The 25,315-nt window shown below is 44.6% G+C and carries 20 protein-coding genes; 7 read left to right on the top strand and 13 right to left on the bottom strand.

Going from position 1 to position 25,315, the window contains the following annotated elements:
- Window positions 1-58: 58 nt before the first annotated feature.
- Window positions 59-508, bottom strand: coding sequence for an Hsp20 family protein (locus tag ACHUFN_RS03010; protein WP_394220827.1), 450 nt, complete (start codon window positions 506-508; stop codon window positions 59-61).
- Between the two features lie 379 nt (window positions 509-887).
- On the opposite strand from ACHUFN_RS03010, the gene ACHUFN_RS03005 reads away from it, so the two are divergent.
- Both ACHUFN_RS03005 and pta read left to right on the top strand, forming a co-directional pair.
- Complete coding sequence (locus tag ACHUFN_RS03005; protein ID WP_394220826.1) at window positions 888-2,069, top strand: acetate kinase; 1,182 nt, start codon at window positions 888-890, stop codon at window positions 2,067-2,069.
- A 45-nt stretch (window positions 2,070-2,114) separates the two neighbouring features.
- The gene (gene pta, locus ACHUFN_RS03000) at window positions 2,115-4,256 is read left to right on the top strand and encodes a phosphate acetyltransferase (RefSeq protein ID WP_394220825.1); all 2,142 of its coding nucleotides are present in this window, start codon (window positions 2,115-2,117) and stop codon (window positions 4,254-4,256) included.
- 186 nt (window positions 4,257-4,442) lie between these two features.
- Here the strand turns inward: pta and lnt are convergent, their stop codons facing one another.
- The 5 genes from lnt to miaB form a co-directional block, all read right to left on the bottom strand.
- Window positions 4,443-5,957: an apolipoprotein N-acyltransferase gene (lnt, locus tag ACHUFN_RS02995; RefSeq protein ID WP_394220824.1), complete on the bottom strand. Its 1,515-nt coding sequence runs from the start codon at window positions 5,955-5,957 to the stop codon at window positions 4,443-4,445.
- A 103-nt stretch (window positions 5,958-6,060) separates the two neighbouring features.
- The gene (gene corC, locus ACHUFN_RS02990) at window positions 6,061-6,918 is read right to left on the bottom strand and encodes a CNNM family magnesium/cobalt transport protein CorC (RefSeq protein ID WP_394220823.1); all 858 of its coding nucleotides are present in this window, start codon (window positions 6,916-6,918) and stop codon (window positions 6,061-6,063) included.
- A gap of 116 nt (window positions 6,919-7,034) precedes the next feature.
- A complete protein-coding gene (gene ybeY / locus ACHUFN_RS02985) occupies window positions 7,035-7,511 on the bottom strand; it encodes an rRNA maturation RNase YbeY (RefSeq protein WP_394220822.1) in 477 nt (158 codons plus the stop codon).
- Window positions 7,508-8,635 (bottom strand): PhoH family protein, encoded by a 1,128-nt coding sequence (locus ACHUFN_RS02980; protein WP_394220821.1) that lies wholly within the window; start codon window positions 8,633-8,635, stop codon window positions 7,508-7,510. Before ACHUFN_RS02980 ends, ybeY begins: the two co-directional genes overlap by 4 nt.
- A gap of 29 nt (window positions 8,636-8,664) precedes the next feature.
- Window positions 8,665-10,098 (bottom strand): tRNA (N6-isopentenyl adenosine(37)-C2)-methylthiotransferase MiaB, encoded by a 1,434-nt coding sequence (gene miaB, locus ACHUFN_RS02975; protein ID WP_394220820.1) that lies wholly within the window; start codon window positions 10,096-10,098, stop codon window positions 8,665-8,667.
- A 304-nt stretch (window positions 10,099-10,402) separates the two neighbouring features.
- Here miaB and ACHUFN_RS02970 point away from each other — a divergent pair, with 304 nt between their 5' ends.
- Together ACHUFN_RS02970 and ACHUFN_RS02965 are read left to right on the top strand one after the other, a co-directional pair.
- Window positions 10,403-11,605: an FAD-dependent monooxygenase gene (locus ACHUFN_RS02970; RefSeq protein ID WP_394220819.1), complete on the top strand. Its 1,203-nt coding sequence runs from the start codon at window positions 10,403-10,405 to the stop codon at window positions 11,603-11,605.
- Window positions 11,605-11,781, top strand: coding sequence for a hypothetical protein (locus ACHUFN_RS02965; protein WP_173358796.1), 177 nt, complete (start codon window positions 11,605-11,607; stop codon window positions 11,779-11,781). Before ACHUFN_RS02970 ends, ACHUFN_RS02965 begins: the two co-directional genes overlap by 1 nt.
- A 100-nt stretch (window positions 11,782-11,881) precedes the next feature.
- On the opposite strand, the gene ACHUFN_RS02960 is transcribed toward ACHUFN_RS02965, so the two are convergent.
- The 5 genes from ACHUFN_RS02960 to ACHUFN_RS02940 form a co-directional block, all read right to left on the bottom strand.
- Window positions 11,882-13,936 (bottom strand): tetratricopeptide repeat protein, encoded by a 2,055-nt coding sequence (locus tag ACHUFN_RS02960; RefSeq protein WP_394220818.1) that lies wholly within the window; start codon window positions 13,934-13,936, stop codon window positions 11,882-11,884.
- 220 nt (window positions 13,937-14,156) lie between these two features.
- Window positions 14,157-17,243 (bottom strand): efflux RND transporter permease subunit, encoded by a 3,087-nt coding sequence (locus ACHUFN_RS02955; protein ID WP_394220817.1) that lies wholly within the window; start codon window positions 17,241-17,243, stop codon window positions 14,157-14,159.
- A 2-nt stretch (window positions 17,244-17,245) separates the two neighbouring features.
- Window positions 17,246-18,343 (bottom strand): efflux RND transporter periplasmic adaptor subunit, encoded by a 1,098-nt coding sequence (locus tag ACHUFN_RS02950; protein ID WP_394220816.1) that lies wholly within the window; start codon window positions 18,341-18,343, stop codon window positions 17,246-17,248.
- 13 nt (window positions 18,344-18,356) lie between these two features.
- Window positions 18,357-19,082: a TetR/AcrR family transcriptional regulator gene (locus ACHUFN_RS02945; RefSeq protein ID WP_394220815.1), complete on the bottom strand. Its 726-nt coding sequence runs from the start codon at window positions 19,080-19,082 to the stop codon at window positions 18,357-18,359.
- A 330-nt stretch (window positions 19,083-19,412) separates the two neighbouring features.
- Window positions 19,413-20,003 (bottom strand): TetR/AcrR family transcriptional regulator, encoded by a 591-nt coding sequence (locus ACHUFN_RS02940; protein WP_394220814.1) that lies wholly within the window; start codon window positions 20,001-20,003, stop codon window positions 19,413-19,415.
- 152 nt (window positions 20,004-20,155) lie between these two features.
- Between ACHUFN_RS02940 and ACHUFN_RS02935 the strand changes: the two genes are divergently transcribed.
- Complete coding sequence (locus tag ACHUFN_RS02935; protein WP_394220813.1) at window positions 20,156-20,707, top strand: carboxymuconolactone decarboxylase family protein; 552 nt, start codon at window positions 20,156-20,158, stop codon at window positions 20,705-20,707.
- A gap of 158 nt (window positions 20,708-20,865) precedes the next feature.
- Here the strand turns inward: ACHUFN_RS02935 and ACHUFN_RS02930 are convergent, their stop codons facing one another.
- On the bottom strand, window positions 20,866-21,048 hold the full coding sequence (locus tag ACHUFN_RS02930) for a hypothetical protein (protein ID WP_394220812.1): 183 nt from the start codon (window positions 21,046-21,048) through the stop codon (window positions 20,866-20,868).
- A 205-nt stretch (window positions 21,049-21,253) separates the two neighbouring features.
- Between ACHUFN_RS02930 and ACHUFN_RS02925 the strand changes: the two genes are divergently transcribed.
- Both ACHUFN_RS02925 and ACHUFN_RS02920 read left to right on the top strand, forming a co-directional pair.
- Window positions 21,254-21,424: a hypothetical protein gene (locus tag ACHUFN_RS02925; RefSeq protein ID WP_394220811.1), complete on the top strand. Its 171-nt coding sequence runs from the start codon at window positions 21,254-21,256 to the stop codon at window positions 21,422-21,424.
- A 670-nt stretch (window positions 21,425-22,094) separates the two neighbouring features.
- Window positions 22,095-24,656 carry a TonB-dependent receptor plug domain-containing protein gene (locus tag ACHUFN_RS02920; RefSeq protein ID WP_394220810.1) on the top strand — a complete coding sequence of 854 codons (2,562 nt, stop codon included), beginning with the start codon at window positions 22,095-22,097 and terminating at the stop codon, window positions 24,654-24,656.
- Window positions 24,657-24,729: 73 nt separating this feature from the next.
- On the opposite strand, the gene ACHUFN_RS02915 is transcribed toward ACHUFN_RS02920, so the two are convergent.
- Complete coding sequence (locus tag ACHUFN_RS02915) at window positions 24,730-25,287, bottom strand: acyl-CoA thioesterase (protein ID WP_394220809.1); 558 nt, start codon at window positions 25,285-25,287, stop codon at window positions 24,730-24,732.
- Window positions 25,288-25,315: the final 28 nt, after the last annotated feature.

The raw sequence follows: 25,315 nt of genomic DNA, 5'->3' as shown, positions 1-25,315 counted from the left end.
AAAAACGGCGCCGAAAGGCGCCGCTAAAAGTTGGGAAACAAACCAAGAATGTTAAGTTTTAGTTCTCGATTAAACGAGAGCCAATCTCTATTTGACGAGGCTTCTTGGCTTCAGGAATGACTCGCTCCATATCGATATGTAATAGGCCGTTTTCCATATCAGCTGCCAACACTTTTACATGGTCGCCAAGTTGGAATTTACGCTCAAAGTTACGCTCTGAGATGCCTTTATGTAAGAACTTACGTTCTTTACTTTCCTTATCTTCCCCTTCAGCTTTCTTAGTGCCGGTGATGGTGAGTGTGTTTTCCTCAACCTGAATTGACACGTCGTCTTTGCTGAAGCCCGCTATTGCCATAGTAACGCGATATTTGTCATCGCCAAGCAACTCGATGTTATACGGCGGGTAAGTACTTTGCTTTTCAGCTCGCGATGCTGCATCGATTAATGATGCAAGATGATCAGAGCCAATGAATGAACGGTAAAGTGGAGATAGATCGATAGTACGCATAGTCATATCCTCAAAATTAAGCAATATGTTTAAAGTTTAAATGCCCCGACATTGCGGCGGCGGTTTTGCCGACCTGACCTTTCAGCGCCGACAAATTCTATATAGGAATACACCAATCGCTTTTCAAGCTAAAAAAGTGAATATTTTTCTAATTAATTTTTAACTGTATGATTTTTATCGGTTATTTTTTAAAAAAAAGACTAAAGACATATTTGCGAAAACGATGAACACGTGTTTTATGTTTTAAAGCAAAGAGGCAGTGAGCGTATTCGATACTTTTTATAAAACATTTAGCAATTGTTTAACCAATCCAACTGTTTATAAATGCTACAATTAGTTTTAACGAATTGTTTTCCATATTATTTGTAAAAATTTAAACATGAAGAAAGACGTAATAGTACTAAACTGCGGAAGTTCTTCCGTAAAGTTCGCGATAATTGATGCTGAAACTGGCGAAGCTGGTCTCTCAGGCATTGCAGAAGCGTTGGGTAATAGTGATGCAAGCTTGTCTTACAAGCTCAATGGTAAAAAAGAGAAGCTATCACTGCCTGAAAAAGCGAGCCATACCGAAGCCCTTGAGGCAATTTCGAAGGTTATTGCTGGAACAGGTGTACAGCCCATTGCTATTGGTCACAGGGTCGTGCACGGTGGTGAAAAATTCAAACAAGCTGCACTTGTTGATGAAAGCGTTCTTGAAGCTATTGAAGACTACGCAAGCATGGCACCGCTGCATAATATGGCCAATTTAAAGGGTATTGTTACCGCACAGGCTGCGTATCCAGACTTACCGCACGTGGTAGTATTCGACACCTCTTTCTTTCAAACCTTGCCTCAAAAAGCATTTATTTATGCACTGCCTATGTCGCTCTATCGTGAGCATGGTATTAGACGCTATGGCTTTCACGGCACCAGCCACAAGTTTATTCTTGATAGCATGGCAAAAATGCTTAACAAGCCCGTATCGGACACAAGCATCATCAGCGCTCACTTAGGTAATGGTTGCAGTGTGTCGGCTATCGAAAAAGGGCAAGCTGTCGACACCAGCCTTGGTTTTATTCCTCTTGAAGGTTTGGTTATGGGAACGCGATGTGGTGATTTAGACCCAAGCCTACCTGGAACATTGCAGAAAAAACTGGGCAAAACCGCTGATGAAATCAGTGATTTACTGAACAAAGAGTCTGGTTTATTGGGTATTTCTGAACTAAGTAACGATTGCAGAACTCTAGAAGATGCGGCTCTTGAAGGTCACGAAGGTGCCTTACTTGCAATTGAAATCTTTTGCTATCGCTTAGCCAAGTACATTGCCGGTTACATGGTAGCCGTACCTACGTTAGATGCCATTGTGTTTACTGGCGGCATAGGTGAAAACTCATCGCTTATTCGCGAAACCACAATGGACTATTTTGCCCACTTTGGCATTACACTAGACGAGCAAAAGAACCTAGAAGCACGATTTGGAAAGGGTGGGAAAATTTCTACTGAAACGGCATCAAGCGCTGTTTACGTAGTGCCTACAAACGAAGAGTGGGTAATTGCAGCAGAAGCTGCCACCTTTGCGTAAATTGAATTTGCAATTGCAACGCGTTAGCAAATAGCAGGAGTAGATATGTCTCGCAGAATTATGTTGATCCCCGTTGGCACCAGTGTGGGCCTAACAACGGTCAGCATGGGCCTTGTTAGGGCAATAGAAGAGCAGGGAATTAAGCTTAACTTTTTCAAGCCAGTGGCGCAGCCGCGAAAAGGTGATAATGGTGAAGAACGCTCTACCGCCATTATTGCTCACCACGCCAGCGTTTCACCAATTACGCCCTTCGAGCTTGAATATGTAGAGCGAATGATTAGCAACGACAGTACTGATGAGCTTTTAGAAGAAATCATTGAGCGATTTGAAGAGCACAGTGTACAAGAGGCTGTGACGGTTATAGAAGGTTTGGTAACCACACGTCATCACCCTTACGCTGAGCGTTTAAACTTAGAAATTAGTCGAGCATTAGATGCCGATATAGTTTTTGTGACGGTGCCCGGAAACGATTCCACCACCGACATTAATCACCGTTTAGAGATTGTGGTCGACACATACGGCGGCCACAAAAGCCAGAAAGTCGTGGGCTGTATTTTCAATAAAGTTAACGCGCCGCTAGATGATCATGGTCGAATTCGCGCCGACATGGGGGCGATAGAAGCGCCTGAGCATGACGAAGCCCGTACTCAGGCGTTACGCGATTTGCCTATTTTCAAAAAAGGGTTGAGCTTACTGGGCACAATTGATTGGAGTGCAGAGTTGGTTTCTCCTCGCGCCACCGATGTTGCCGAGCATTTACATGCAACGCTTTTAAATGAAGGCGAGTTGGCGGAACGCCGATTAAGCAGTGTCACGTTCTGCGCCAGAGAAATTCACAATATGACCCATACGCTTAAGCCCGGAGCACTGTTGGTGATGTCGGGCGACCGAGGCGATGTGTTTGTATCGTGCTGCTTAGCGGCCCTAAATGGAACCAAGTTAGGTGCGCTTCTTCTGACTGGTGGATATCAGCCAGATGAAAACATTATGGCGCTATGCAGTCAGGCCATGGAAACAGGTCTACCTGTTATGCTAGTGAGCTCGAATACGTGGCAGACTGCTCAAGCACTAAATGCCTTTAACCAAGAAGTGCCGGTTGATGACAGTCAGCGCATTGAAAAAGTCATGGTGCATACTGCAGAAAGTCTTGATGCAAATTGGGTTAATTCACTCACAGAAAAAGTGTCTCGACAGAAAAAACTGTCTCCATCGGCATTCCGTTTTTACCTTACCAATCGTGCAAGGCAAGTCAACAAACGCATTGTGCTTCCAGAAGGGAACGAACCTAGAACGGTTGTCGCTGCATCAATTTGTGCTAAACGCGGCTTGGCCAGACCTGTGCTACTTGGTGATGAAACCGAGATAAGACGCGTGGCAGAGCAACAGGGCGTTGTACTAAGCGAAGGCGTAGAAATTTTATCGCCAAGCGCTATTAAGAATGATTACGTAGATGGCTTGGTAGCTCTGCGCGGTCACAAAGGTGTTACTGAAGTGGTCGCCAATGAACTACTTGATGACAACGTAACATTGGGCACAATGATGCTTCAACAAGACGATGTAGACGGGTTAGTGTCAGGCGCAGTTAATACCACGGCTAATACTATTCGTCCGGCCTTGCAGCTAATTAAAACCGCTGAAAATGCATCATTGGTGTCTTCGGTGTTCTTTATGCTTCTGCCTGACCAAGTGCTGGTTTATGGTGACTGCGCGATTAACCCAGACCCTAACGCTCAGCAGTTAGCCGACATTGCGATACAGTCAGCTGAGTCTGCACAAATGTTCGGCATTGAGCCGCGCGTGGCAATGATTAGCTATAGCACCGGATCATCGGGTGCGGGAACTGACGTAGAGAAAGTACGTGAAGCAACCGAAATTGCCAAGCGTTTACGCCCCGATTTACTTATTGATGGGCCGCTACAGTACGATGCAGCGGCTATCGAAAGCGTAGGCAAGAGCAAAGCGCCTAATAGCCCAGTAGCAGGAAAGGCAAACGTATTTGTGTTCCCAGACCTTAATACCGGCAACACAACGTACAAAGCGGTACAGCGTAGTTTTGATTTAGTGTGTATTGGTCCAATGTTGCAAGGCATGAGAAAGCCAGTAAACGACTTAAGTCGCGGTGCCTTGGTAGATGACATCGTGTTTACTATTGCGCTTACCGCTATTCAAGCAGCAGGAAACGCATAAGGTTAAACGCTGTTGTAATTAGTAACTGTCTTACGTGTTCTGGTTATTTACTAGCGCAGTGAAGGCAACAAGAAGTAGAAACTGAAAAGCCCTTAATCGATGGATATACCAGCGAGTGAGGGCTTTTTTATTTGGTGATTAGCAAAAAAGCAGCGAGATACCATCACGTGCTGTCTCGCAACACGCTTAGGATGATTGGCGTTGGTTTCTTTTAATCATTATTGCACATGAAAATAATGCGATAACAATAAACCAAACCCCTAGCTCTTGCAGATGATAATATGGCGTAAACCCGCGGGTTGCGACGACGGGTGCCGTTATATTACCTTCAATGAATTGCGGAAGTCGCGCAGTCACTTCACCCTTATGATTGATGAACGCGGTGATACCATTATTGGTTGCACGCACAACAGGGCGACCTAATTCGAGCGCGCGCATTTGTGCAATTTGCAAGTGTTGGGCTGGCCCATGCGAGCGGCCAAACCAGGCGTCGTTACTTACCGTAATAATCATATCGGTTTCTTCATAAACATTCGCCATGACCTGGTGAGGAAAGGCAATTTCAAAACAGATTGCAGGGGCAAGGCGAATACCATTAGCTTCGAGGTTTGTCTGCTGATAATCGCCACGAGAGAACGATGACATAGGCAAATCAAACAAAGGAGCCAGCGGGCGAAGCCAGTCTTCGAAAGGCACGAATTCACCTACAGGCAATAGGTGATGTTTGGAAAATCGATTGTTGTGGAAGTACTGGTAGTCGGGATAAGCTGCATCTGGCGTGCGCTTACCAAGCACGATAAGGTTATTCCAAGCTTCGTCGGTTTCCCAGTTGTAATTAACAATACCAGTGATTAGGGCTGTGTTTTCTTGAAAGGCTCTTTCGTTTACCTTTGCAAGATAGGGTTGGGCTAATGGCTCTAGCTTTGGAACCGCGGCTTCCGGCCAAATAATGAGGTCGTTATCCCATAAGCTCTCGGTTAATGCCCAGTAGGTGTCCATGGTGGGGCCATCTTGCTCTGGAACCCATCGTAAACTTTGCGCAATATTACCTTGCGCCATGCCAACAGAATACGTTGCCTTTGGCGTAACCCACGTGTGTTGCTTCAATAGGTAACCACTGGTAAATAGGCAAACCGCAACCAATGTTGCGTTAGCAAGGGTTCGCTTATTGTGCACCAGCGCAAAAAGGGTAGCGCTTATTACGATAAGCGCGCTGATTCCCGTTTCACCAATAATAGGTGCAAAACCTGACAGCGGGCTGTCTAGCTGACTATAGCCTAATGAAAGCCATGGAAAGCCGCTAAGCATCCAGCTTCTTAGCCACTCAGCTGTTACCCAGAAAAGGGGCAAAGCTAAAGGCCACAAATGCGGTGAAAAATACTTGGCGGTGAGTTTGGTGGCAAGAGCAGGGTAAAGCGCTAGATAGCCACACAATAGCGCCATAATGCCAATAGAGGCAATAAGCGGCATTCCGCCGAAGTTAGCAATGCTTACGTGCACCCAGCTTATACCAGCACCAAACCAGCCAGCGCCAAATAGCCAGCCAGCAAGAAAAGGGCGATGCTTTAGCTTCATTACCTGGCGAATAGCAAGTGCAAAAGCAGGAATGGTTAAAAGCCACATATTAAAAGGTGCAAAGGCGAGCGTTAAGCTTGCACCGCTTAACAAAAGAATGAGGTGGGGAATAAACCGTTTCAGCATAGGTGCCATCTGATGGTGAGTAAATAAGGTGGTTGAAAACATAGGATAAGCGAGTTAATGCTCACGCTACCCTATGTTAGGACAGAGACCGTTTGCTTATTCACTACTCGAGTGAAGGCACTGAAACCTTAAGTTGAATGAGTCGGCGCTTATCAGAGTTAGTCACTTTAAATTGAATATCACCAATCGTAATTTCGTCATTGGTTTCAGGCATATGACCAAACGCTTTCAGCACGATACCACCAATGGTGTCGGCTTCTTCTTCACTAAACTTGGTTTCAAAAAACTCGTTAAAATCGTCAACTGGAGTTAAGGCTTTTACGGTGTAGGTCGACTTATTCAAAGGGCGAATGTCGTCGGTACCATCTTCTTCGGTATCGTATTCGTCTTCAATTTCACCCACAATAATTTCAAGAATGTCTTCAATGGTGACCAACCCAGAAACACCGCCATATTCATCTACTACAATGGCCATGTGGTAGCGCTGTTGGCGGAACTCTTTAAGCAATACGTCTACGCGTTTGCTCTCAGGAACAATAACCGCGGGGCGAAGAATGTCGCGAAGATTGAATTCTTTTTCAGCGTTAAAGGCAAAGGCGAGAAGGTCTTTAGCTAGCAAAATACCTTCGATATGGTCTTTATCTTCGCTGATGACTGGAAAACGGGAGTGGGCTGATTCAAGCATAACAGGTAAAAACTCTTCTACCTTTTGCTCAACATCAATGGTGGTCATTTGAGCGCGAGGGATCATGATGTCCCTTACTCGCATTTCATTTACCCCAATTACCCCTTCAATCATTTCTCGGGTTTGTGGGTCTATGATTTCGTTTTGTTCAGCATCAGTAATAACCGATACTAACTCTTCTTTACTTCTCGGCTCGCCAGAAATTGAATTTTTTAGTTTATCTAACCAACTCTTGCCTGATGAGCCGTTGGTAGAGTGAGGATTATCGTCGCTCATAATGTCCGTTTAATTGTTAGTTCAACGCCAACGTTAAAATGGTTCGTGCTGGTCGTCAATGTTTTATTGTTATTAAGTGTTAAAGTGCTTAAATAACAATTGCTTGTGATGATTTGTTAATCGTTAGCTTCGTAGGGGTTATCAATGCCAAGGCCAGCGAGAATATCAATCTCTTTACCTTCCATTTCTTCAGCCTCAGCATCATCAATATGGTCGTAACCCATTAAATGCAACAGGCCATGGACAGTCATGTGTGCGTAGTGATCGCTCACTTTTTTTTGCTGCTCATCAGCCTCACGGCTGATAACGGGTGCACAAATTACAAGGTCGCCCAATAGATTTATGTCGATACCAGGAGGAGCTTCAAAAGGAAAAGACAACACATTGGTCGGTTTATCTTTTCCTCTGTATTCATGATTAAGGCTTTGGCTTTCTGCTTCGTCGGTAAAGCGAATAGTGACCTCTTGCTCACTTAAGCCTTCGTACTTAAGCACCGCGTTAGCCCAAAGCTCAAGTTCTGAAGGTGAGGGGATGGCAGATAAAATGGCCTCGTCACCTTCAAACGCTTGTTGTACGTCAATTATGGCGGTCACGATGCGTTGTCGTCTTTCGTTTGCGAGGCGTTATCGTCGTTTGATCGCTCAGGGCCTTCGTTTGAACGCTCAGAGCTGCTATCTCGAGAAGCCTGTTCACGCTGAAGTCGCAGTGCTTCCTCTTTGCGCGCTTGACGCTGTCGCTCTTGTTCGGCGTCATGCACCTCATAGGCTCTAACAATACGCGCAACCACAGGGTGACGAACCACGTCTTCAGCGTTAAAGAAGTTAAATGAAATGTCATCTACTTCGCTTAACACTTCGATGGCGTGACGAAGACCTGATTTAGCACCACGAGGTAAATCTACCTGAGTGATATCACCGGTGATCACCGCTTTCGAATTAAAGCCAATACGGGTTAAGAACATTTTCATTTGCTCTACCGTAGTGTTTTGACTTTCATCCAAAATAATAAAGGCGTCGTTTAGCGTACGCCCGCGCATGTAGGCGAGCGGCGCAACTTCAATCACGTTGCGCTCCATAAGCTTTTCAACTTTCTCAAAGCCCAGCATTTCAAAAAGGGCGTCGTAAAGGGGACGTAAGTAAGGGTCGACCTTTTGTGAGAGATCGCCTGGCAAAAAGCCCAACTTTTCACCCGCTTCAACCGCAGGACGAGTAAGTAGAATACGACGAATTTCTTGACGTTCAAGTGCGTCAACGGCAGCAGCAACGGCTAGGTAGGTTTTACCTGTACCGGCAGGGCCAATACCGAAAGCAATATCATGGTTAACAATGTTTGCCACGTACTGCGCTTGGTTAGGATTGCGCGGCTTGATAACACCGCGCTTAGTTTTGATATTCACCTCTTTGCCATAGCCGCCAGTTGCGTCTTTTTCAATAACGCGGGCTTCTTGAATGGCAAGGTGAACTTGCTCTGCTTCTAGCTCAGGAATACGGCCTTTAATAGGCTGAGTTTCTATATAAAGAAGCTTAAGTAATTCGCTAGCACTTTTTATTTGCTGCGGTTCACCCAACACCTTGAACGCGTTATTGCGATAGGTGATCTCTACACCAAGCCTGCGTTCTATTTGTTTGATGTTGTCATCAAAGGGGCCACATAAACTCGACAAACGTTTACTATCTGCCGGTTCTAATTCAAATTCGTTACTAACCAATGTACTCAAGCTACTTTTTTCCTCGCTATAAAATGTATTTAGGCTGGGTTAAATTGACCCACGCCAAGCTCATCTGGCAAATCTGCCTGATGCTTTGCCATGATAGATTGGGGCGAAACGGCAACACGCAAGCCCATTTCACTTTCTCTTCTTACAACTTCGCCACGAAGTGAGTTAGTGAATACGTCTGTAATGTTCACATCAACGAATTCGCCAATCATGTCTGGTGTGCCTTCAAAGTTCACTACACGATTATTTTCAGTACGCCCAGAAAGCTCCATTGGGTTTTTCTTAGACGGACCTTCAACCAAAATTCGCTGCTCTGTTCCCACCATGTGACGAGCAATGCGAAGCGCTTGCTGCGTTATACGCTGCTGTAGCAGGTGAAGACGCTGTTTCTTCGTTTCTTCACTCACATCATCCACTGCGTCGGCAGCAGGTGTACCTGGACGGGCACTGTAAATAAAGCTGAAGCTTAGGTCGTAATCCACAGCCTGAATTAAATCCATGGTAGCTTCAAAGTCGGCATCAGTTTCGCCAGGGAAACCAATAATAAAGTCGCTCGACAAGCTAATGTTAGGGCGAATCTTTTTAAGCTTACGCATTTTAGACTTGTATTCTATTGCCGTGTGACCACGCTTCATCAGATTCAAAATGCGGTCAGAGCCACTTTGAATAGGCAAGTGTAGGTGGTCTACCAACTCTGGAATAGACGCGTATGCATCAATGATGTCGTCAGTAAATTCAACTGGGTGTGACGTGGTGTAACGAATTCTGTCGATACCGTCGATGGCTGCAACTAATTCAAGTAGCTCAGAGAAACGACAAATTGTACCGTCATAGTTTTCGCCGCGATAAGCGTTAACGTTCTGACCTAGCAGGTTTACTTCACGTACGCCTTGGCCAGCAAGCTGTGCAATTTCAAGCAATACGTCATCTACCGGTCGGCTTACCTCTTCACCACGGGTGTAAGGCACTACGCAAAATGTGCAGTATTTTGAACAGCCTTCCATAATAGAAACGAATGCAGTAGGGCCTTCGGCACGTGGCTCTGGCAAACGGTCGAACTTCTCAATTTCTGGGAAGCTAACGTCAATCACTGACTTAGCGCCGCCCTGAAGCTGATTAATCATTTCAGGCAAGCGGTGCAGGGTTTGAGGGCCAAACACTAAGTCGACAAACGGTGCACGCTGACGAATAGTGTCGCCTTCTTGAGAGGCTACACAGCCGCCCACACCAATAATAAGTTCAGGTTTATCTTGCTTTAGTGTTTTCCAACGGCCAAGCTGGTGGAACACCTTCTCTTGTGCTTTTTCACGAATTGAGCATGTGTTAAGCAAGATAACATCGGCTTCTTCAGCGCTTTGGGCAGCACTGTAGCCATGCGTTGAGTCTAGTAAGTCTGCCATTTTCTCCGAGTCGTACTCGTTCATTTGGCAGCCCCAGGTTTTGATATACAGCTTTTTAGTCATAACAACTATTCGATAACCTGTTAGTGTTCCTGTAAGTGAAAGCAGTATCACCTCGGTTTAGCTAAGATGCCTGCTGGAATGTTTTTACACGTGACGCTTAAATCGCCCATGCGAAAAACACCGAAAATGTCAGTTACAGGAAGATGTTCAAAATAGCCGCATATTTTACCTGTTATGCGAACATATTCCCAGTGTCTTACGACGATTCGTTAAGAATTGATCTAGGGCAAGCCAGTTCTACGTTTTACTTCACAGCGCTTTGTGTTTTAAGACATAATGCAAGTGCGTGTTTTAAGGAGAGTAAATGGTCGATTTTTGTATAAATGGCGGCGGTATGGTCGGCGCTGCACTGGCACTAGGTTTGGCACAGCAACAGTTCAAAGTGGTGGTCATTGAGCCTTATTTACCGGCTCCTTTTAATGCTGACGATGGGCCAGACCTTAGGGTTTCGGCCATAAGCGAGGCATCGGTTACGCTGTTAAAAGCGCTCGGCGCGTGGGAGCACATTGCCGCCATGCGCGTTAAACCCTATAAAGGCCTTAGCGTGTGGGATGACCCAGCGCATAGAACGGATTTTACCGCGCAAAGCATCGACATGCCACAACTGGGCTTTTTTGTGGAAAACCGTCTGCTGCAATTAGGTTGCCATGAAGCCCTTAAACAGTTTGATAATGTTGAGTTAATTAGCGGTCAACGCGTCACCGATATTCAATTAGCCGATACGGCAACGGTAAAGTTATCAAACGGCAGGGCGGTTCAAGCAAAATGGCTCATTGGCGCTGACGGTGCGAACTCTCAAGTGAGAAAAGCCGCAGGCATTGGCACAACGGGCTGGCAATACGCTCAGCAAGCAATGGGTATTACCATTGAAATGGACAAACCGGTTGAGCCAATTACTTGGCAGCAATTCACGTCGAGCGGGCCAAAGGCGTTTTTGCCTATGTTTGACAATTACGCTTCGCTAGTTTGGTACGACTCACCCGATGAGCTACATCGGATTAAAAGCTTGAAAGCCAACCAGCTTGTAAATGAAATTCTTAACACGTTTCCAGAAGAGTTAACTCAGGGAAATAATAGCTTTTCCATTATCGATAAGGCCGTTTTCCCGCTTACCCGCTCCCATGCCAATCACTACGTGAAAGGCTGTTGTGCGTTAATTGGTGATGCAGCGCATACAATAAATCCACTTGCTGGGCAGGGCGTTAATTTAGGCTTTAAAGATATAGAGGCTTTTTTATCTGTTACTGCTAATTTTTCAAATGCCAACACTAATGGCAAACAATTGGCATTAATTGAAAAGGCGTTTTCTCAAAAGCTTATTGCCGACTATGAAAAGCCTCGAAAGCGAGATAACTTGGTAATGATGACAGCAATGGACGGCTTTTATACCTTGTTTAGTAATGAAGTTGGCCCCATTAAATGGATAAGAAATCAGCTTCTTTCTGTGGCGCAGCGTATAGAGCCTGCTAAGCAAGAAGTGCTTAAATATGCGATAGGGTTACGATAATGGAAGTATTAATTTTACTCGCGGTGTTATTTGGTGCGTTAGCACTGATTGTACCGCTGATAGAGCGCTCTAAAATGCGTATTAGTAATGAAGATGCAGCTAAATGGGCGAAGTGGATTTGGCCGTTAATGGGAATCTTGCTCATTGCCCAATTGTTGAGACTGCTGTTTTCCTAATTGACGCGGCTTGCCGATTACAGGTTTGACAAAGTAACAACAGTGTTTAAATTTATGAATATTCTTTTTTCAGTGGCAATGTAACGTAGCCTGTAAGAGCTTAGGGTTTTAAAGACAGCGTGAGCATTCGCTTTTCTTCTAACGCCTTCAACGCAGGAATTGATGAAGGAAGGGGAAGAATGCTTGTGTCGGCGATATCTAAGATACCAACCCATTTATTCCTTCCCGCGCCCTTAGCGGCATAAAGGCAGTTATCAGCTACAGTAAAAATGTCTAACATCGTATTATGGCGTTGTGCGTTGCAAGAGAAGGGAAAGCAGGCGAAGCCTACACTACACGTTATTGTTTCATTCACGCTATTACCTAGCGCAAACGGTGTGCGCTGAATATCATCAATGATGCGTTTGGCCAGCGCTTCTGCATTTTCTCTATTAATAAAGCGGGCAACTGCAACAAACTCTTCACCTCCCCAACGCACAATGAAATCTGAATCTCGGAAAATGCGTTTCAGTCTTTTTGCCGCTTGCTGCAAAACCTCGTCGCCAGCAGTATGGCCAAAGGTGTCGTTTATACGTTTAAATTTATCTAAATCTATGACAAATAAACATAGGTCAGCATCCTTTTGAGAAAGGGGGCTATTGGTTTGTCGGTGTTTACGCAACACGCTTGTAATATCAGCGTCAATTTGACTTTCAACAAATCGACGGTTATTCAGCCCCGTTAACTTATCGGTCAGACTAAGCGCTTCAAGTTCCTCGTTGGCGTTTTTTAATTCCGCGGTCCGTAATGCAACCTCATGTTCAAGTTTTTGCATGTACTTTTGTTGAGTGCGGCGGTAATACAACAAGAATGCCATTAACACCAATACAAGCACACCCAAGAACAGGTTTCGCCTGTCGTCGCGCTCATTTTCGGCTTGAACTTTCTGTAGCGCTTGCCGTTGTTCCAATAACGCTATCTGATTTGCTCGGCGAATAAACTCAGTCTGTGCCTGCGTTGAAGCAAGAGCGTCCATGCGCCTTTGATTGAAAAGCGCGTCATCCAAATGTTTTTGGCGCTTAAGTGCTTCATAGGCCTTTCGAAAGGACGCTTGTTCTTCTAATGCGTTTACTTTTGTGGCCAAAAATTGAGAGACCTGATGGGATTCCCCCGTTGACTCCGCCAATTCGATAGCCTTTTCAATAAGTGCCAGCGCTTCGTCGTACTGTTTTTGGGCAACATAAATTTCAATAAGGATGTGATAGGCGTCAATCAACAAGCTTTTGTATTGATGCTTTTCTGCCCGAGCGATGATTTCACTAACGAGAGACTTGGCTTCGGACAATCTTCCGTCTTTGAAAGCCACTTCGCTTAGCCCAGAAAGCGCCCAATCAATGTCGCGTTTGGCGCCAATTTCGGTAAAAAGGGTATGCGCCCGCTGCATGTATTGGGTGGCGTCCTCGTACCGACCTAACTGCAAATTTACGTAGCCTACCTTGTAGCTACTGTAGGCAATGTTTTTCTTGTTGCCGCTTGCTTCATCAAGTGCCAATGCTTGGCGAAAATACTTCAGTGCCTGTTCGTAGTCACCCAATACGCGACGAATATCCCCAAGATTGTAAAGACCAGAGGCAATACCCGTTTCATCGTTCAACTTATAGTCTATCTCCAGCGCCAATTGGTGATGGGCAGCGGCTTCGTTGAACTGCCCCATTTTTTCAAGTACAACACCCAAACTGTTATTAATGGAAGATAAGTCTTGTGCAGAGCCGTTACGCTGATAAATGGCCATGGCCATATAAAGGTATTCAAGCGCTGTAGCGTAATCTGATTGGTAACGGTATGTTAGTCCAATTTGACGATACGTTTTCGCCGTAGACAGCTCATCGTTTAAATCTAAATAAAGCGTATTGGCCTGACTCAGCCATTGATGGGCCTGCGCGTAATTATTACGCTCCATGGCGTTGCGGCCAAGTTGATAAAGGGCGTCTGCTTGAAGCGGGGTGTTGTTGGCATCATTGGCGTATTTAAGCAAGGCTGTTGCGGTGCTATCTGCAAGGTCAAGTTTGCCGTTTTCGCGGGCTTGCACGACATCATCAGGCGATACTGACTGAGCCTGAGCTAACCCTGACAGAACAACGAAGAAAATAAACAGCGCAGGTAACAACAGCTTCATAACGTAGACTACACATTTACGGTTGGCCAAAGTATAGTTCGAATAAGAGCGCCGTACCAGAGTGCGAAGCTCTTCAAAATATGCTTTTCAACGTATAGTCTTCAAAGTATAGCCATCAAAGAATAGCCGTCAGGCCCCCGTTATTCATCGCATCTCACGTAAGATTACTTGGTAAGCGAACACCGCAAGCGTGGGTAAACGCTTGCTGATGCAGGTTTTTTTACGCTGCACGCTTCAAAGACGCTTCTGCAACGTGAGGCGTGATTCTGTGGTTAGTCGCCAACGCGGCGTACAGTAGCGGCAGAACAATAAGCGTAAAAAAGGTACCAATTAACATACCTGCTACTAATATTATCCCAATGCTATTACGAGCCTCGGCACCAGCGCCTGTTACTAACACCAGCGGAAAATGACCAAGCACCGTTGCACCTGTGGTCATCAGTATGGGTCGTAATCGCGTGGCTGCTGCTTCTTTAACTGCCTCTAGCTTTTGCAGGCCTGAAAGCTGAAGTTGATTTGCAAACTCAACAATCAAAATGCCATTTTTAGCTATTAACCCTATAAGTGTTACAAGGCCAATTTGACTATAGATATTAATGGAAGTGAGCGATAAAAACGGCAGCATTAATGCCCCAGCGAGTGCCAAAGGCGCGCAGCCAAGCAGCACCACCAGTGGATCCCTAAAGCTATTAAATTGAATGGTAAGTAAAAAATAAACAATAATCAGCGCTACGCCCAATACGCCAAGCATGGTGTTACCTTCTTTGCGCAATTGTCTAGACTCACCAGCGTAATCTACGGAATAACTTTCTGGCAAAACCTCACTTGCAATAGCTTCAATAGTACTTAATCCTTGCTCTTTCGTGATGTGAGGTAACACGCCAGCTAAAATCCTAAATGAGCTTTGCTGGTTGAACGACCCAAGAACGCGAGGGCTTGTAAAGGTATCTAACGTTGCAAATGAAGACACTGGTACCAATTGCCCTGAGTCCGCGCGCACCTTCATATCTAAAATGTTCTCTGGGTTGAATCGACTGTTATCGTCAACAATAGGGATGACGCGGTATGCTTTGCCGTCTTTGTTAAAATAATTCACGAAGTTGCTCGACATCAGCACGCTCAGTTGATTATTCACCTCTTGTACGGTTAACCCTAAGTCTGCAAGCAGCGCTTTATCAATGCGCAATTCCGCTTGAGGTAAATCTATTTTAAGGTCGGTATTAACGAACATGTAATTGCCTGACGCATTGGCTTTGCTGATAATTTTGTCGGCGTACATTTTCATTGTTTTCGCATCATCGGTGGTGCGAAACACCACTTCAACATCAAATTGGCCCGCGGTGGGCAGTGATGCAGGAAGAACCGGAAACAGGGTAAGACCGGTAACACTTCCCAAACGACCGTAAAGATCAAAAATCATATCGTGAACCGATTGCTCGCGTTCGTCAAAAGGCGCAAGTTCAACGCCTCCAAACCCTGCTGATGAGGTTAATATTTGCCATGTAAATTTGGCACCCTCAGTTGCGTTTAGTACAGCAACCGTGTCATTCATTTTTTCAGACGTATATTGTTGTGACGATTCTGGCGGCGCTTCTACAACAACGTTAATTGAGCTTTGATCTTCAGTAGGGGCTAATTCTTTTTGTGAAAACAAATAAAAGGGTACGCTTAGCAAAGAGAATACAACAGCAATAACCGCAATTTGCGCTCGCCATGCAAAACAGTGTGCTAATAGACGCTGATATGCCTGTTGCAAGTTGTCGAAATAGTGATTAACGCGTTGTGTAAATGGCCCTTCTTTGCCACCTTCTGGGTTTACATAAGCGCTCATAATAGGAGAAAGCGTTACGGCCACCACACCAGAAATAAGCACGGCTATCGCTAGGGTAAAAGCAAATTCTCTAAACAAAAAGCCGGTTAGGCCAGTTAAAAAGCCAATTGGCGCATAAACTGCTGCAAGCGTGAGTGTCATGGCAATAACGGGAACCAACAATTGTCTTGAGCTAATAAGTGCGGCTTGCAGGCGAGGTTTACCCTCACGCATGTGCCTAGCCACGTTTTCAACCACTACAATGGCGTCGTCTACGACTAAGCCGACAGAAAGTACAATGGCTAGAATGGTGAGTAGGTTAAGCGAAAAACCAATGGCAGAGATAACCGCAATAGCACCCAACACCGATATGGGTATGGTAATAAGAGGAACCAGTGCGGTACGGAAAGACCCCATCATTAACAGAATCACGATACCAACCAAAAGCACGGTTTCAATTAACGTGGTGAAAATCTCTTTAATTGAATCTCGCATGTAAAGCGTGCCGTCGTAGCCGGTGGTGATTTTCATGCCTTCTGGTAGTGTTGCATTGACTGCGTCTAACCGCTTGTACAATGCGTCACCAATTTCAATTTCATTGGCACCAGGTAGTGCCCATACTGCCAAGAACACCGTGGTTCTTTCATCAAGACGAGCTGTGACAATGCCTTCAGCTTCACCCAAGGCTATTTGTGCAACGTCACCAAGCTTCAGTTGGCTACCGCCATCGTCTCGAATAATTAGCTGCTCGAAGTCATTAACCGAGCTTAAGTTGGTATTTGCCATTAAATCGATGCGCTGACGATTGTTCTCGCTATAACCCAATGTAGCTATGGTGTTGTTCTCTTGAAGTGCAGTGAACACTTCACTTGAGCTTAATCCGTAAACCGCAAGTTTGTCGGGGTCGAGTAATACACGCATAGCTGGGTTTCGACCGCCTTCTAGCGTAACTTTTTGTACGCCGTTTATATCGTTAAGAACAGGAACAACATTGCGGGTTAAATAGTCGCTGAGCTCGCTGCGTGTCTCGTTTTTCGCTTCCACATCTAAGTAAAATACGGCGTAAGGGCTGTCTGCGCGAATAATATCAATGGCAGGGTCTTCTGCACCTGTAGGTAGTTCAAACTTTATTTGATTGAGCTTGGTAGTAAGGTCAGAAAGCGCATCGGTGGTATCGTGATTAAGCTCTAACCAGGCAGTAACTTTACTAAGGCCAGCCGTTGTAACCGAGTCGACATAATCGACTCCGGGCACGGTAGAGGTAACACGCTCAATAGGTTCGGTCACATAGCCTTTCACCACGTCGGCAGATGCACCCGTATAAACTGTGTTGATCACCAACGATGCACTTTTGATCTTGGGGTATTGCTGTACAGAAATGTTATTGGCGGCGTTAAGCCCAGCCAGCAAAATCAGCACAGACAGCACAATAGCAAGCACGGGCTTGGTAACAAATGCGTCCATTATTGAAGGCTTATTGTCGTTTGGCATGCTCATGGTTATTCTCCACGCTCGCTAACCGTCTCTGGCACGTGTGTATATACCAATAGGCCCTCTGATAGCTTGAACGCGCCTTCTGTTGCTATGAACTCGTTGCCGCTAAGCCCACTCAAAACAACCTGCTTATCGTTCAAGCGCTTGCCTAAGGTAACGGCAACGGCGTGAGCACGCCAGTCACTGTGTTCGTCTTGTTTTAGTAAATAAACATAGCTACCCGTATGGTCGCGATAAATGGCGTTGGTAGGCACCAATACGGTATTCACTTTTTCACCTTCAACAATAACGTTGACCATTTGATTTGGAGTAAGGTGTTTGCCTTGGTTATCAAGAGATGCTCGGAAAGTGACTTGTCGCGACGTTTCATTAATTTGCGGGTTGCGAGCAATGATACGAGCCTGAAACTTTTGTGAGTTTTGCCCGATAGTGTTAACAATAATACTGTCGCCAACGCTAGGTTGTATCGCTGTTTGAGGAAGCGAGAAGTCAATCCAAATCACATCAGAGTCGCCAACAATTCGAGTCACTGTTGTGTTCACGTCAAGTAACTGGCCAACTTGGTAATCTTCAAGGCCAACTGTGCCATCAAACGGTGCAGTAATGGTTTTCTTGGCTATAACAGACGACAAGCGTTCTACTTCTGCTGCAGCAATTGACATGTCTGCCTCAGCAATGTCGACATCATTTTGGCTCGTTCGTTTTTGTTTAAGCAAGCTTGCTTGGCGGCCATATTGTGCATTAGTTAATTTAAGCCTTGCACGGGCTGCCTTTAAATTTGCTTCATCAATGCTGATGTCTTGGCGAAGTAACACTTGGCCGGCCTTAACATTATCGCCAGGCTTATAACCCACAAATGTAATGGAGCCTGCATACTCAATGGTAAGCTCAAGCGATTTTGTCGCTTTTGCTTCTCCTACAACTTCATATTGGTTCGTTACAGGCTGCGTTGAGACGATTTCACTTTTTACACTGCCTGATGGTTCTGGGAAGGACTCACCGAAGGCAATAGCAGCTTGTATCTGCTGAAATTTTACAAAACCTAGTGATGCGATTACCAAAAGGATAAGGGCAATACTGACTAACCAACGTTTAATATTCATAATTAGGTTCCCTTTATCGAAGGTTTTCTTCAGTGAGTAATGTTGCGGTTTTGTCTACCGCCTCTTTTGTTAAAGGATATTGCCATGGGTAGCTGTTTATAAGTCGAACCATACTGCGAACGAGTGGATCCATTGTCTTTAATGGCATTGATAAAGAGGCGTTGCCTTCAACAATTTGGCGAGATTGCTGCACGCGTAAAACCTGTTCGTATCCCACGTTCATTGCCCAACCACTTACCGTTATTTCTTCTATATAGGCGTCTAGGTCGACGCTGTTAGCGAAGTCATCTGCGGTAATTCCTTCAGCCAGTCTCGACTTAAACGTTTGCTCGCATAATGCCCCAGCTTCAATCATCTTTTGTGTCCATTGAGGTGACGCTTTGCGAATAACGGCGTCATTTGTTGCGTAAGACTCAAGCTCGCTGTCAAAAGAAAACAGCTGCATTTTTTCAGGTGACAACAAACATAACGCGATAATTTTTTCAGGTGTGGTGAGAGGGAGGTTAAAGACATGCTGAAAAACAGAAGAGATATGCAAAAAAGATGCACTGGTTAATGCCATTACAATGTCTTCTTTGCACTGAAAATGCTTATAAACCGAGCCCATGGAAAGCGTAGCCTTCGCCGCTACTTTTGCCATGGTGAAACTTGTCACCGAAGAGTCAGCAATACATTGAACAGCAGCATCCAAAATTTTTCGCTGTTGCTCTTCGTTAGTTAATTTAGCGGCAGGTGCCATAAAACCCTCATTGACCGGTATCGAATAATAACACCCAATCTTTGGGTGCTCGAATGAAGTTCGAATTTCATTCGAATGATATTCGAAGCATGTTAAAGCAGAGTGTTTACTAAGTCACTTAAAATTTTTTAAGGCAGAAATGGCACGGAGTGATCGTCGAAATTTAGGTAGAAAGCCGACCAAATGGAAGAGGGGGTGGCATTGAAAGCGTTCTTATTACAAAGCTGCAGGAGTTTAATGCAACAGCTGGTGAAGCTTACAGCTGGTGTAAAAGTTGGCAGCAGTAGCGCTGCCAATTAAAATAACAATTTTTAGTAGTTAACCTTATTTTTAATGAGGAAAAGAAGGCCATTGAGTTTTAAGGTCAATCAGGACTTTGTCTATCATCTTTAAAACAGCGTTTGGCGAATCTTGCAACAGAGCGAACGCCCGTAGACCTACAAATTGATTCTGTAGCCATTCTGCCGCAAATTCTGCCGGTGTATGAGCTGGCAGTTCTTCTTTTTCAATACACGCGTTAACTATATCCTCGAAACCTGTTTTAAGTACTGACATGCTATCAAGCACGGCTTTTTGTGCTACGTCGCCAATGACATCAAATTCAGCGATAGACTTAATGAGCAGACACTGGCGCATGTAGCGGTGTTCGTCCGGTCCTGTCAGGGCGTCAGAAAAAAAAGTGCGCAATGCAGATAAAGGAGAGTTAGCCTCGTCTACTTGCTTTAAGCGAGAAGCGCTGTTCTGCGCGTAGTGTTCGACCACTAATTTGAACAAGCCTTCTTTACTTTGAAACCGCGCGTATATGCTGCCTGGGCGCATATCGAGTGCTTGCTGAATATCACGCATGCCAGCTGCTTGAAAGCCGCGTTGCCAAAAAAGCGTGGTTGCTTTCTCAATAACGTCATCGTGGTTATATTTCATAGCTGCATACCTTATACGTGAATGTTTTGAACATGTGTTCAATTATCACTTGAACGATCGTTCAAGTAAACCTATTATTGATCTCACACGAAGTGTTAAGAGTAACTCTGAACGTTATTCAACACTTTTGATCACATCAATAGGAGAGTGACATGAGCGATTTTACTTTACACACAAAAGACACTGCACCAGAAGCGGCGAAGCCATTATTAGATAATTCTCAAGCGGCATTTGGCATGATCCCTAATTTGCATGCGGTGATGGCTGAAGCTCCAACGTTGCTTGAAGGCTATCAAGTACTGCACAAGCTAGCACAAGAAACATCGTTTAATGCAGAAGAACTAACGGTGGTTTGGCAGGCGATCAATGTAGAACACGCGTGTCACTACTGTGTACCAGCACATACCGGAATTGCGAAAAGCATGAAAGTTCGCGATGACTTAATTGAAGAACTGCGCAATGACGAAACGCTTTCAGACAGTAAATTGAATACGTTAAAAGAAACAGTGCTTGCAGTAACTCGTGGACGAGGGCATGTTGATAGCGCGCAGCTAGACGCATTTTACAGCGCTGGCTATAAGCACCAACAGCTGCTTGAAATAATACTTATACTGGCGCAAAAAGTGATGAGTAATTACACGAACCATCTAGCAGATACGTCAGTGGATGAGCCATTCAAAAAGTTTGATTGGTCACCAAAATAATCACAAATAAAGATTTTTAAAACGGAGGCTTAGCTTCCGTTTTTTGTTTCTGGTTGACGCGTTTGCGTGCATAGTCGCATAAGCTCAAGAGTAGCATACTAAATAGTATGTAATTTAAGAGTGCTAGCAACATGGCTTTTTATCCGGGTTCGCTAAATTTAAGATGCCAAAGGTAATTGAGGGCTTAACTCTTCTACCGTTTCCATTGCCACCAACTCTTCGTAGCCCCTTTGCTGCAACTGCGCTTTCAAATCGTCGCAATTACAACACTTGTTTTGTTTAGCGATAGCCACTGCTTCGATGAAACACGATAAATGCGTGATAGATTGTGTTTGTGTCATGGTCTACTTCACTTCTGTTTCGGGTTGGTTTGTTGTATCCGTTTTGATATTGATTACTTTGTATTAGCCCGAAGTCACTATTATGACGGCCACATTAACCTTTTATGAAAAAAATGAACGAACAGTTCAAAATATCTTGTGTCGTATATACATGAGATATACCTTTAACTCGGACAAAGATAACCTGTCTTTGCAAGGATTTAACATGTCTGAGAAAAACAACAAAAAAAAGAAAAAGAATAGTCAGATGATTATTCGAATTAACGACGAAGAACGTGCTCAGTTTATTGCATTGTGTGAGTCGTTAGACACATCTGCTGCTCGTGAAGTAAGACACTTCATTCGAAAGTTCATTGCCGAAAACAGCGATGAATGAACACTTTGCTATACTTATTTTTGGAGTAAGTAGCACAGCAATCACGATAAGGAATAAAATATGTCAAAGAAGAAAGAGTTAAAAAAAGAAATCAAAGCAACAAAAGCAAAAATTTCTAAGCAAGAAGGTAAGCTAAAAAAATTGAAGAAGAAGCTTAAAAAAGCGTAACGCTTTCGGTTTTCTTGTGATTGACTCACGCTAAGATACGTTTTCAGTGTGTGAACGCAATGGTTTTGCGTTAGCCCTATTTAGGGTGAGTAACTTTGTTTATAAAGAGCGTTCGAAAAAGAACGCTTTTTTAATAAAGTATTGTGCATTTAAAGAGCGCCGCTAACGAAAAGTTAAGCAAGCCATGCATACTCACTTAGCTCGATTAAACTCCTTACAGGTAATATCTCTGCCGCTTTATCTTTAAAAAACTGCTTGTCGTCGATATTAAAGAATTATTACAACTTTAGTATTGTGCGAAAGAATCTTTTTGTGATTTACTCATTATGCAAGCATCACTCGCTTATCTTTTCTAATAATAATAAGTCTGTTCAGACAATCTGGCGTTTAGCAGTACCTCAACTACAGAAATAACATAATTTTTAAGTCTATTTTTGCTTCGAATCAGTAGAAGACAACGCACTTCAAAAAGCAAAACTTATAAGAATTCAGGAACATCACAATGCAACAGGCAAAATTTAACGCTTCGGCTTTTAAACTTTCTTTAATTGCTTCTGCAATTGCTGGAATGTCTTTTTCTTCGTCAGTGCTTGCCCAAGAGCAAACCTCTTTTGATGAGCAAGATGTTGAACAAATTCAAATTGTAGGTTCTCGCCGTGTTGGCCGAACGGTAAATGACTCTCCAGTACCTATCGATATTATTGACGCCTCATCAATCGAAGCGACAGGCTTAACTGAAACAAACATGATTCTTAACCAGTTATTGCCAAGCTTTAACTTTCCGCAACCGTCGTTAACAGATGGTACTGACCATGTTCGTCCTGCGCAGCTTCGCGGCTTGGCACCTGATCATACGTTAGTTTTGGTGAACGGTAAGCGCCGTCATACATCAGCGCTATTAAACCTCAACGGTTCAGTCGGTCGTGGTTCATCAGCGGTCGACTTAAACGCTATTCCCGCTAACGCAATTAAGCGTATTGAAGTGCTTCGTGATGGTGCTGCAGCACAATATGGTTCAGACGCCATAGCTGGCGTTATTAATATAGTGCTTAAAGACGCCGCTGAGGGGGGCGACGTGTCTGTCACCTACGGCGCAAACGTTACTTCTATGGACGGTGTTCCAAACCTTGAAGGTGTAAGTGTTGACGGCGAAGGTAATTTGGCATTTAGCGAAGGAAGCGACAGAGACTTAACAGATGGTCAAACCCTAACAATTCGGGGCAACGTAGGCTTTGAATGGGGAGACGATGGTTTTGTAAATGTATCTGCAGAATACCGAGATCGAGGACAAGCTAACCGCGCAGACTACGATCAACGTGAAAACTACAGCCGTGACGCAAATGGCGATTTGGACCCTCGCGAACTAACGATTAATCGCTACAACCATGTTTTTGGAAACGGTGAAGTAGAAGATTACGGGCTTTTTGTAAATGCGGGTAAGGCAATTTCTGATAGCGTAGAATTTTACACTACGGCTGGCTATAGCACCCGAGACTCCGTGGGCAGTGGATTTTATCGCCGAGCGCAAGATTCAAGAAACATTGTAGAAATTTACCCAGACGGCTTCTTGCCCTCAATTCAAACCGATATAACAGATATGTCGTTAATCGCGGGCATTAAAGGTTATGGTGATGTTTGGAACTATGACTTGTCATTAACCCACGGTGGCAACGAGTTAGAGTATGGAGTAATCAATACGCTTAACACGTCGCTTGGTCCAACAAGCCCAACAGAATTCTATGCTGGAACCCTTGAATACGATACAACTATTGTAAACGCTGACGCGTCACGCTTGGTTGATACAGGGTTATTCTATAGCGAAATGAACTTCGCAATGGGTGCTGAGTATCGTCACGAAGGCTATAAAATAACGGCAGGTGAAGAAGGCTCTTACATTCAAGGCTCGTTCGGTCCAGGCGGAGCGGTGACAGACCCTGTTAACGGCCCATTCGGCGCATCTGGCTCGCAGGTATTTCCTGGCTTCACACCAGAATCAGCAGGCGATAACAGCCGTAATAACTACAGTGTGTATGTAGATTTAGAAGCCGATGTTATTGAAAACTGGAATGTGGCAGTAGCAGGTCGTTATGAAGACTATTCAGATTTTGGCAGTACATTTAACTGGAAAATGTCTCATCGCGTTACGCTAAGTGATGCGTTTGCACTTCGTGCGTCTGTATCAACAGGCTTTAGAGCGCCTTCGCTTCAGCAGCAGTTCTTTACTTCAATTGCTACCGTATTTGTCGATGGCGAACCAACAGAAACTGGAACATTCGCCCCGTCAAGTGACGTTGCGCAAGCGCTAGGAAGCCCAGGCCTTGATGCAGAAGAGTCTAATAACTACAGTGCGGGTTTTACTTATTCACCCACTGCTGATTTTAATTTAACCGTAGACTTCTACCGCATTGATATCGATGACCGTATTGTGTTGTCGAATAACTTATCTGGACCCGGCATCGAGGCATTGCTTGAAGGAACCGGAGCGACGCGCGCACGCTTCTTCTTAAATGCTATCGATTCGCGCACTGAGGGTGTTGATATTGTTTCTACTTATACCTTAAACACGGTTGACTTTGGCGCGTTCAACTTCAATGCAGGTGCAAACTTCAACGATAACGAAGTAACCAGCGTAATAGATGCACCAGAGGTATTACAAGACGCAGGCGTTGACCAAGGTAACTTATTTAGTGATGTTGAACTTCGCCGATTTGAAACCAGTTCGCCAGACAGTAAAGTAAATTTAGGTGTAACGTGGAATTACGATCGCTACACAACTACGCTTCGCACCACGCGTTATGGCGAAGTTGAAGATCCGTCGTCAAATCCACAGCGCAATGAAATTATTCCGTCAGAGTGGATTACAGACTTAGATGTTCGTATTGCGCTGACTGAAGGCTTGTCGGTGTCTTTAGGTGCAAACAACGTATTCGATGTTTATCCTGACCCTACTAGAGAGCTTGTTGAAGACGTGACAACATTCTCGCGACTATTCGCGTATTCACCGTTTTCGCCTTACGGCTTTTCAGGGCGTTTTGTGTACGGAAAAGTTTCGTACAGCTTCTAAGATGGATTTATATAGCTGAGAATAAGTTTATAAGGCCAACTGATTTATAAGTTGGCCTTTTTGTTAACGTGAGTTAATCGTTTCTTTCAAACGTTACCGTGCATCTGTGCTCATCCAGTAACGCAAAATCTTCTTTGGGGATAAAGGCATCGTAATCGTGCTGTAAACGAACCTGCGCTTCTTTTTTTATTTTTGCTCTGCGAATAGCGGTTACGAAATTTCGCATTTCGTGGTGCGTTGACAATTCAAGCTCAGGCACTGCTACTGGCGTGCCGCTATCGTCTTTGGCAACCATTGTGAAAAAGCTATTATTGGTGTGTTTCACCTCGTTGGTTTTTATATTTTCTGTCGTGACTTTAATTCCCACAACCAATGAAGTATTTCCCACATAATGAACGGTAGCATCAAGATGGAGTAGGTCGCCCACCTCTACAGGCTGTAAAAACTCTACACCGTCAACGGTTACGGTAACGCAATAGGCACCTGCGTGTTTACTGGCACATGCATAGGCCACTTTATCCATTAAGGATAGAATAACCCCACCATGTACTTTGCCGCCAAAGTTGGCAAAAGAGGGCACCATTAATTCTGTGAGTCTCGTTCTAGAGAAAGCGACACTTCGTGCAGTCATAAACAGCCTTTATTCAATAGCCCTTGAA

Source organism: Alteromonas gracilis (assembly GCF_043642145.1).
Taxonomy (GTDB): Bacteria; Pseudomonadota; Gammaproteobacteria; order Enterobacterales; family Alteromonadaceae; genus Alteromonas; species Alteromonas gracilis_B.
The sequence above is the reverse complement of the archived record's forward strand: the minus strand, read 5'-3'. Positions and strand labels throughout refer to the sequence as shown.

Bases quoted from the DNA above. Each gene is read 5' to 3' on its own strand.
- ACHUFN_RS03010 (WP_394220827.1), bottom strand. From the start codon at position 508: ATGCGTACTATCGATCTATCTCCACTTTACCGTTCATTCATTGGCTCT.
- ACHUFN_RS03005 (WP_394220826.1), top strand. From the start codon at position 888: ATGAAGAAAGACGTAATAGTACTAAACTGCGGAAGTTCTTCCGTAAAG.
- pta (WP_394220825.1), top strand. From the start codon at position 2,115: ATGTCTCGCAGAATTATGTTGATCCCCGTTGGCACCAGTGTGGGCCTA.
- lnt (WP_394220824.1), bottom strand. From the start codon at position 5,957: ATGCTGAAACGGTTTATTCCCCACCTCATTCTTTTGTTAAGCGGTGCA.
- corC (WP_394220823.1), bottom strand. From the start codon at position 6,918: ATGAGCGACGATAATCCTCACTCTACCAACGGCTCATCAGGCAAGAGT.
- miaB (WP_394220820.1), bottom strand. From the start codon at position 10,098: ATGACTAAAAAGCTGTATATCAAAACCTGGGGCTGCCAAATGAACGAG.
- ACHUFN_RS02970 (WP_394220819.1), top strand. From the start codon at position 10,403: ATGGTCGATTTTTGTATAAATGGCGGCGGTATGGTCGGCGCTGCACTG.
- ACHUFN_RS02965 (WP_173358796.1), top strand. From the start codon at position 11,605: ATGGAAGTATTAATTTTACTCGCGGTGTTATTTGGTGCGTTAGCACTG.
- ACHUFN_RS02960 (WP_394220818.1), bottom strand. From the start codon at position 13,936: ATGAAGCTGTTGTTACCTGCGCTGTTTATTTTCTTCGTTGTTCTGTCA.
- ACHUFN_RS02955 (WP_394220817.1), bottom strand. From the start codon at position 17,243: ATGAGCATGCCAAACGACAATAAGCCTTCAATAATGGACGCATTTGTT.
- ACHUFN_RS02950 (WP_394220816.1), bottom strand. From the start codon at position 18,343: ATGAATATTAAACGTTGGTTAGTCAGTATTGCCCTTATCCTTTTGGTA.
- ACHUFN_RS02945 (WP_394220815.1), bottom strand. From the start codon at position 19,082: ATGGCACCTGCCGCTAAATTAACTAACGAAGAGCAACAGCGAAAAATT.
- ACHUFN_RS02940 (WP_394220814.1), bottom strand. From the start codon at position 20,003: ATGAAATATAACCACGATGACGTTATTGAGAAAGCAACCACGCTTTTT.
- ACHUFN_RS02935 (WP_394220813.1), top strand. From the start codon at position 20,156: ATGAGCGATTTTACTTTACACACAAAAGACACTGCACCAGAAGCGGCG.
- ACHUFN_RS02930 (WP_394220812.1), bottom strand. From the start codon at position 21,048: ATGACACAAACACAATCTATCACGCATTTATCGTGTTTCATCGAAGCA.
- ACHUFN_RS02925 (WP_394220811.1), top strand. From the start codon at position 21,254: ATGTCTGAGAAAAACAACAAAAAAAAGAAAAAGAATAGTCAGATGATT.
- ACHUFN_RS02920 (WP_394220810.1), top strand. From the start codon at position 22,095: ATGCAACAGGCAAAATTTAACGCTTCGGCTTTTAAACTTTCTTTAATT.
- ACHUFN_RS02915 (WP_394220809.1), bottom strand. From the start codon at position 25,287: ATGACTGCACGAAGTGTCGCTTTCTCTAGAACGAGACTCACAGAATTA.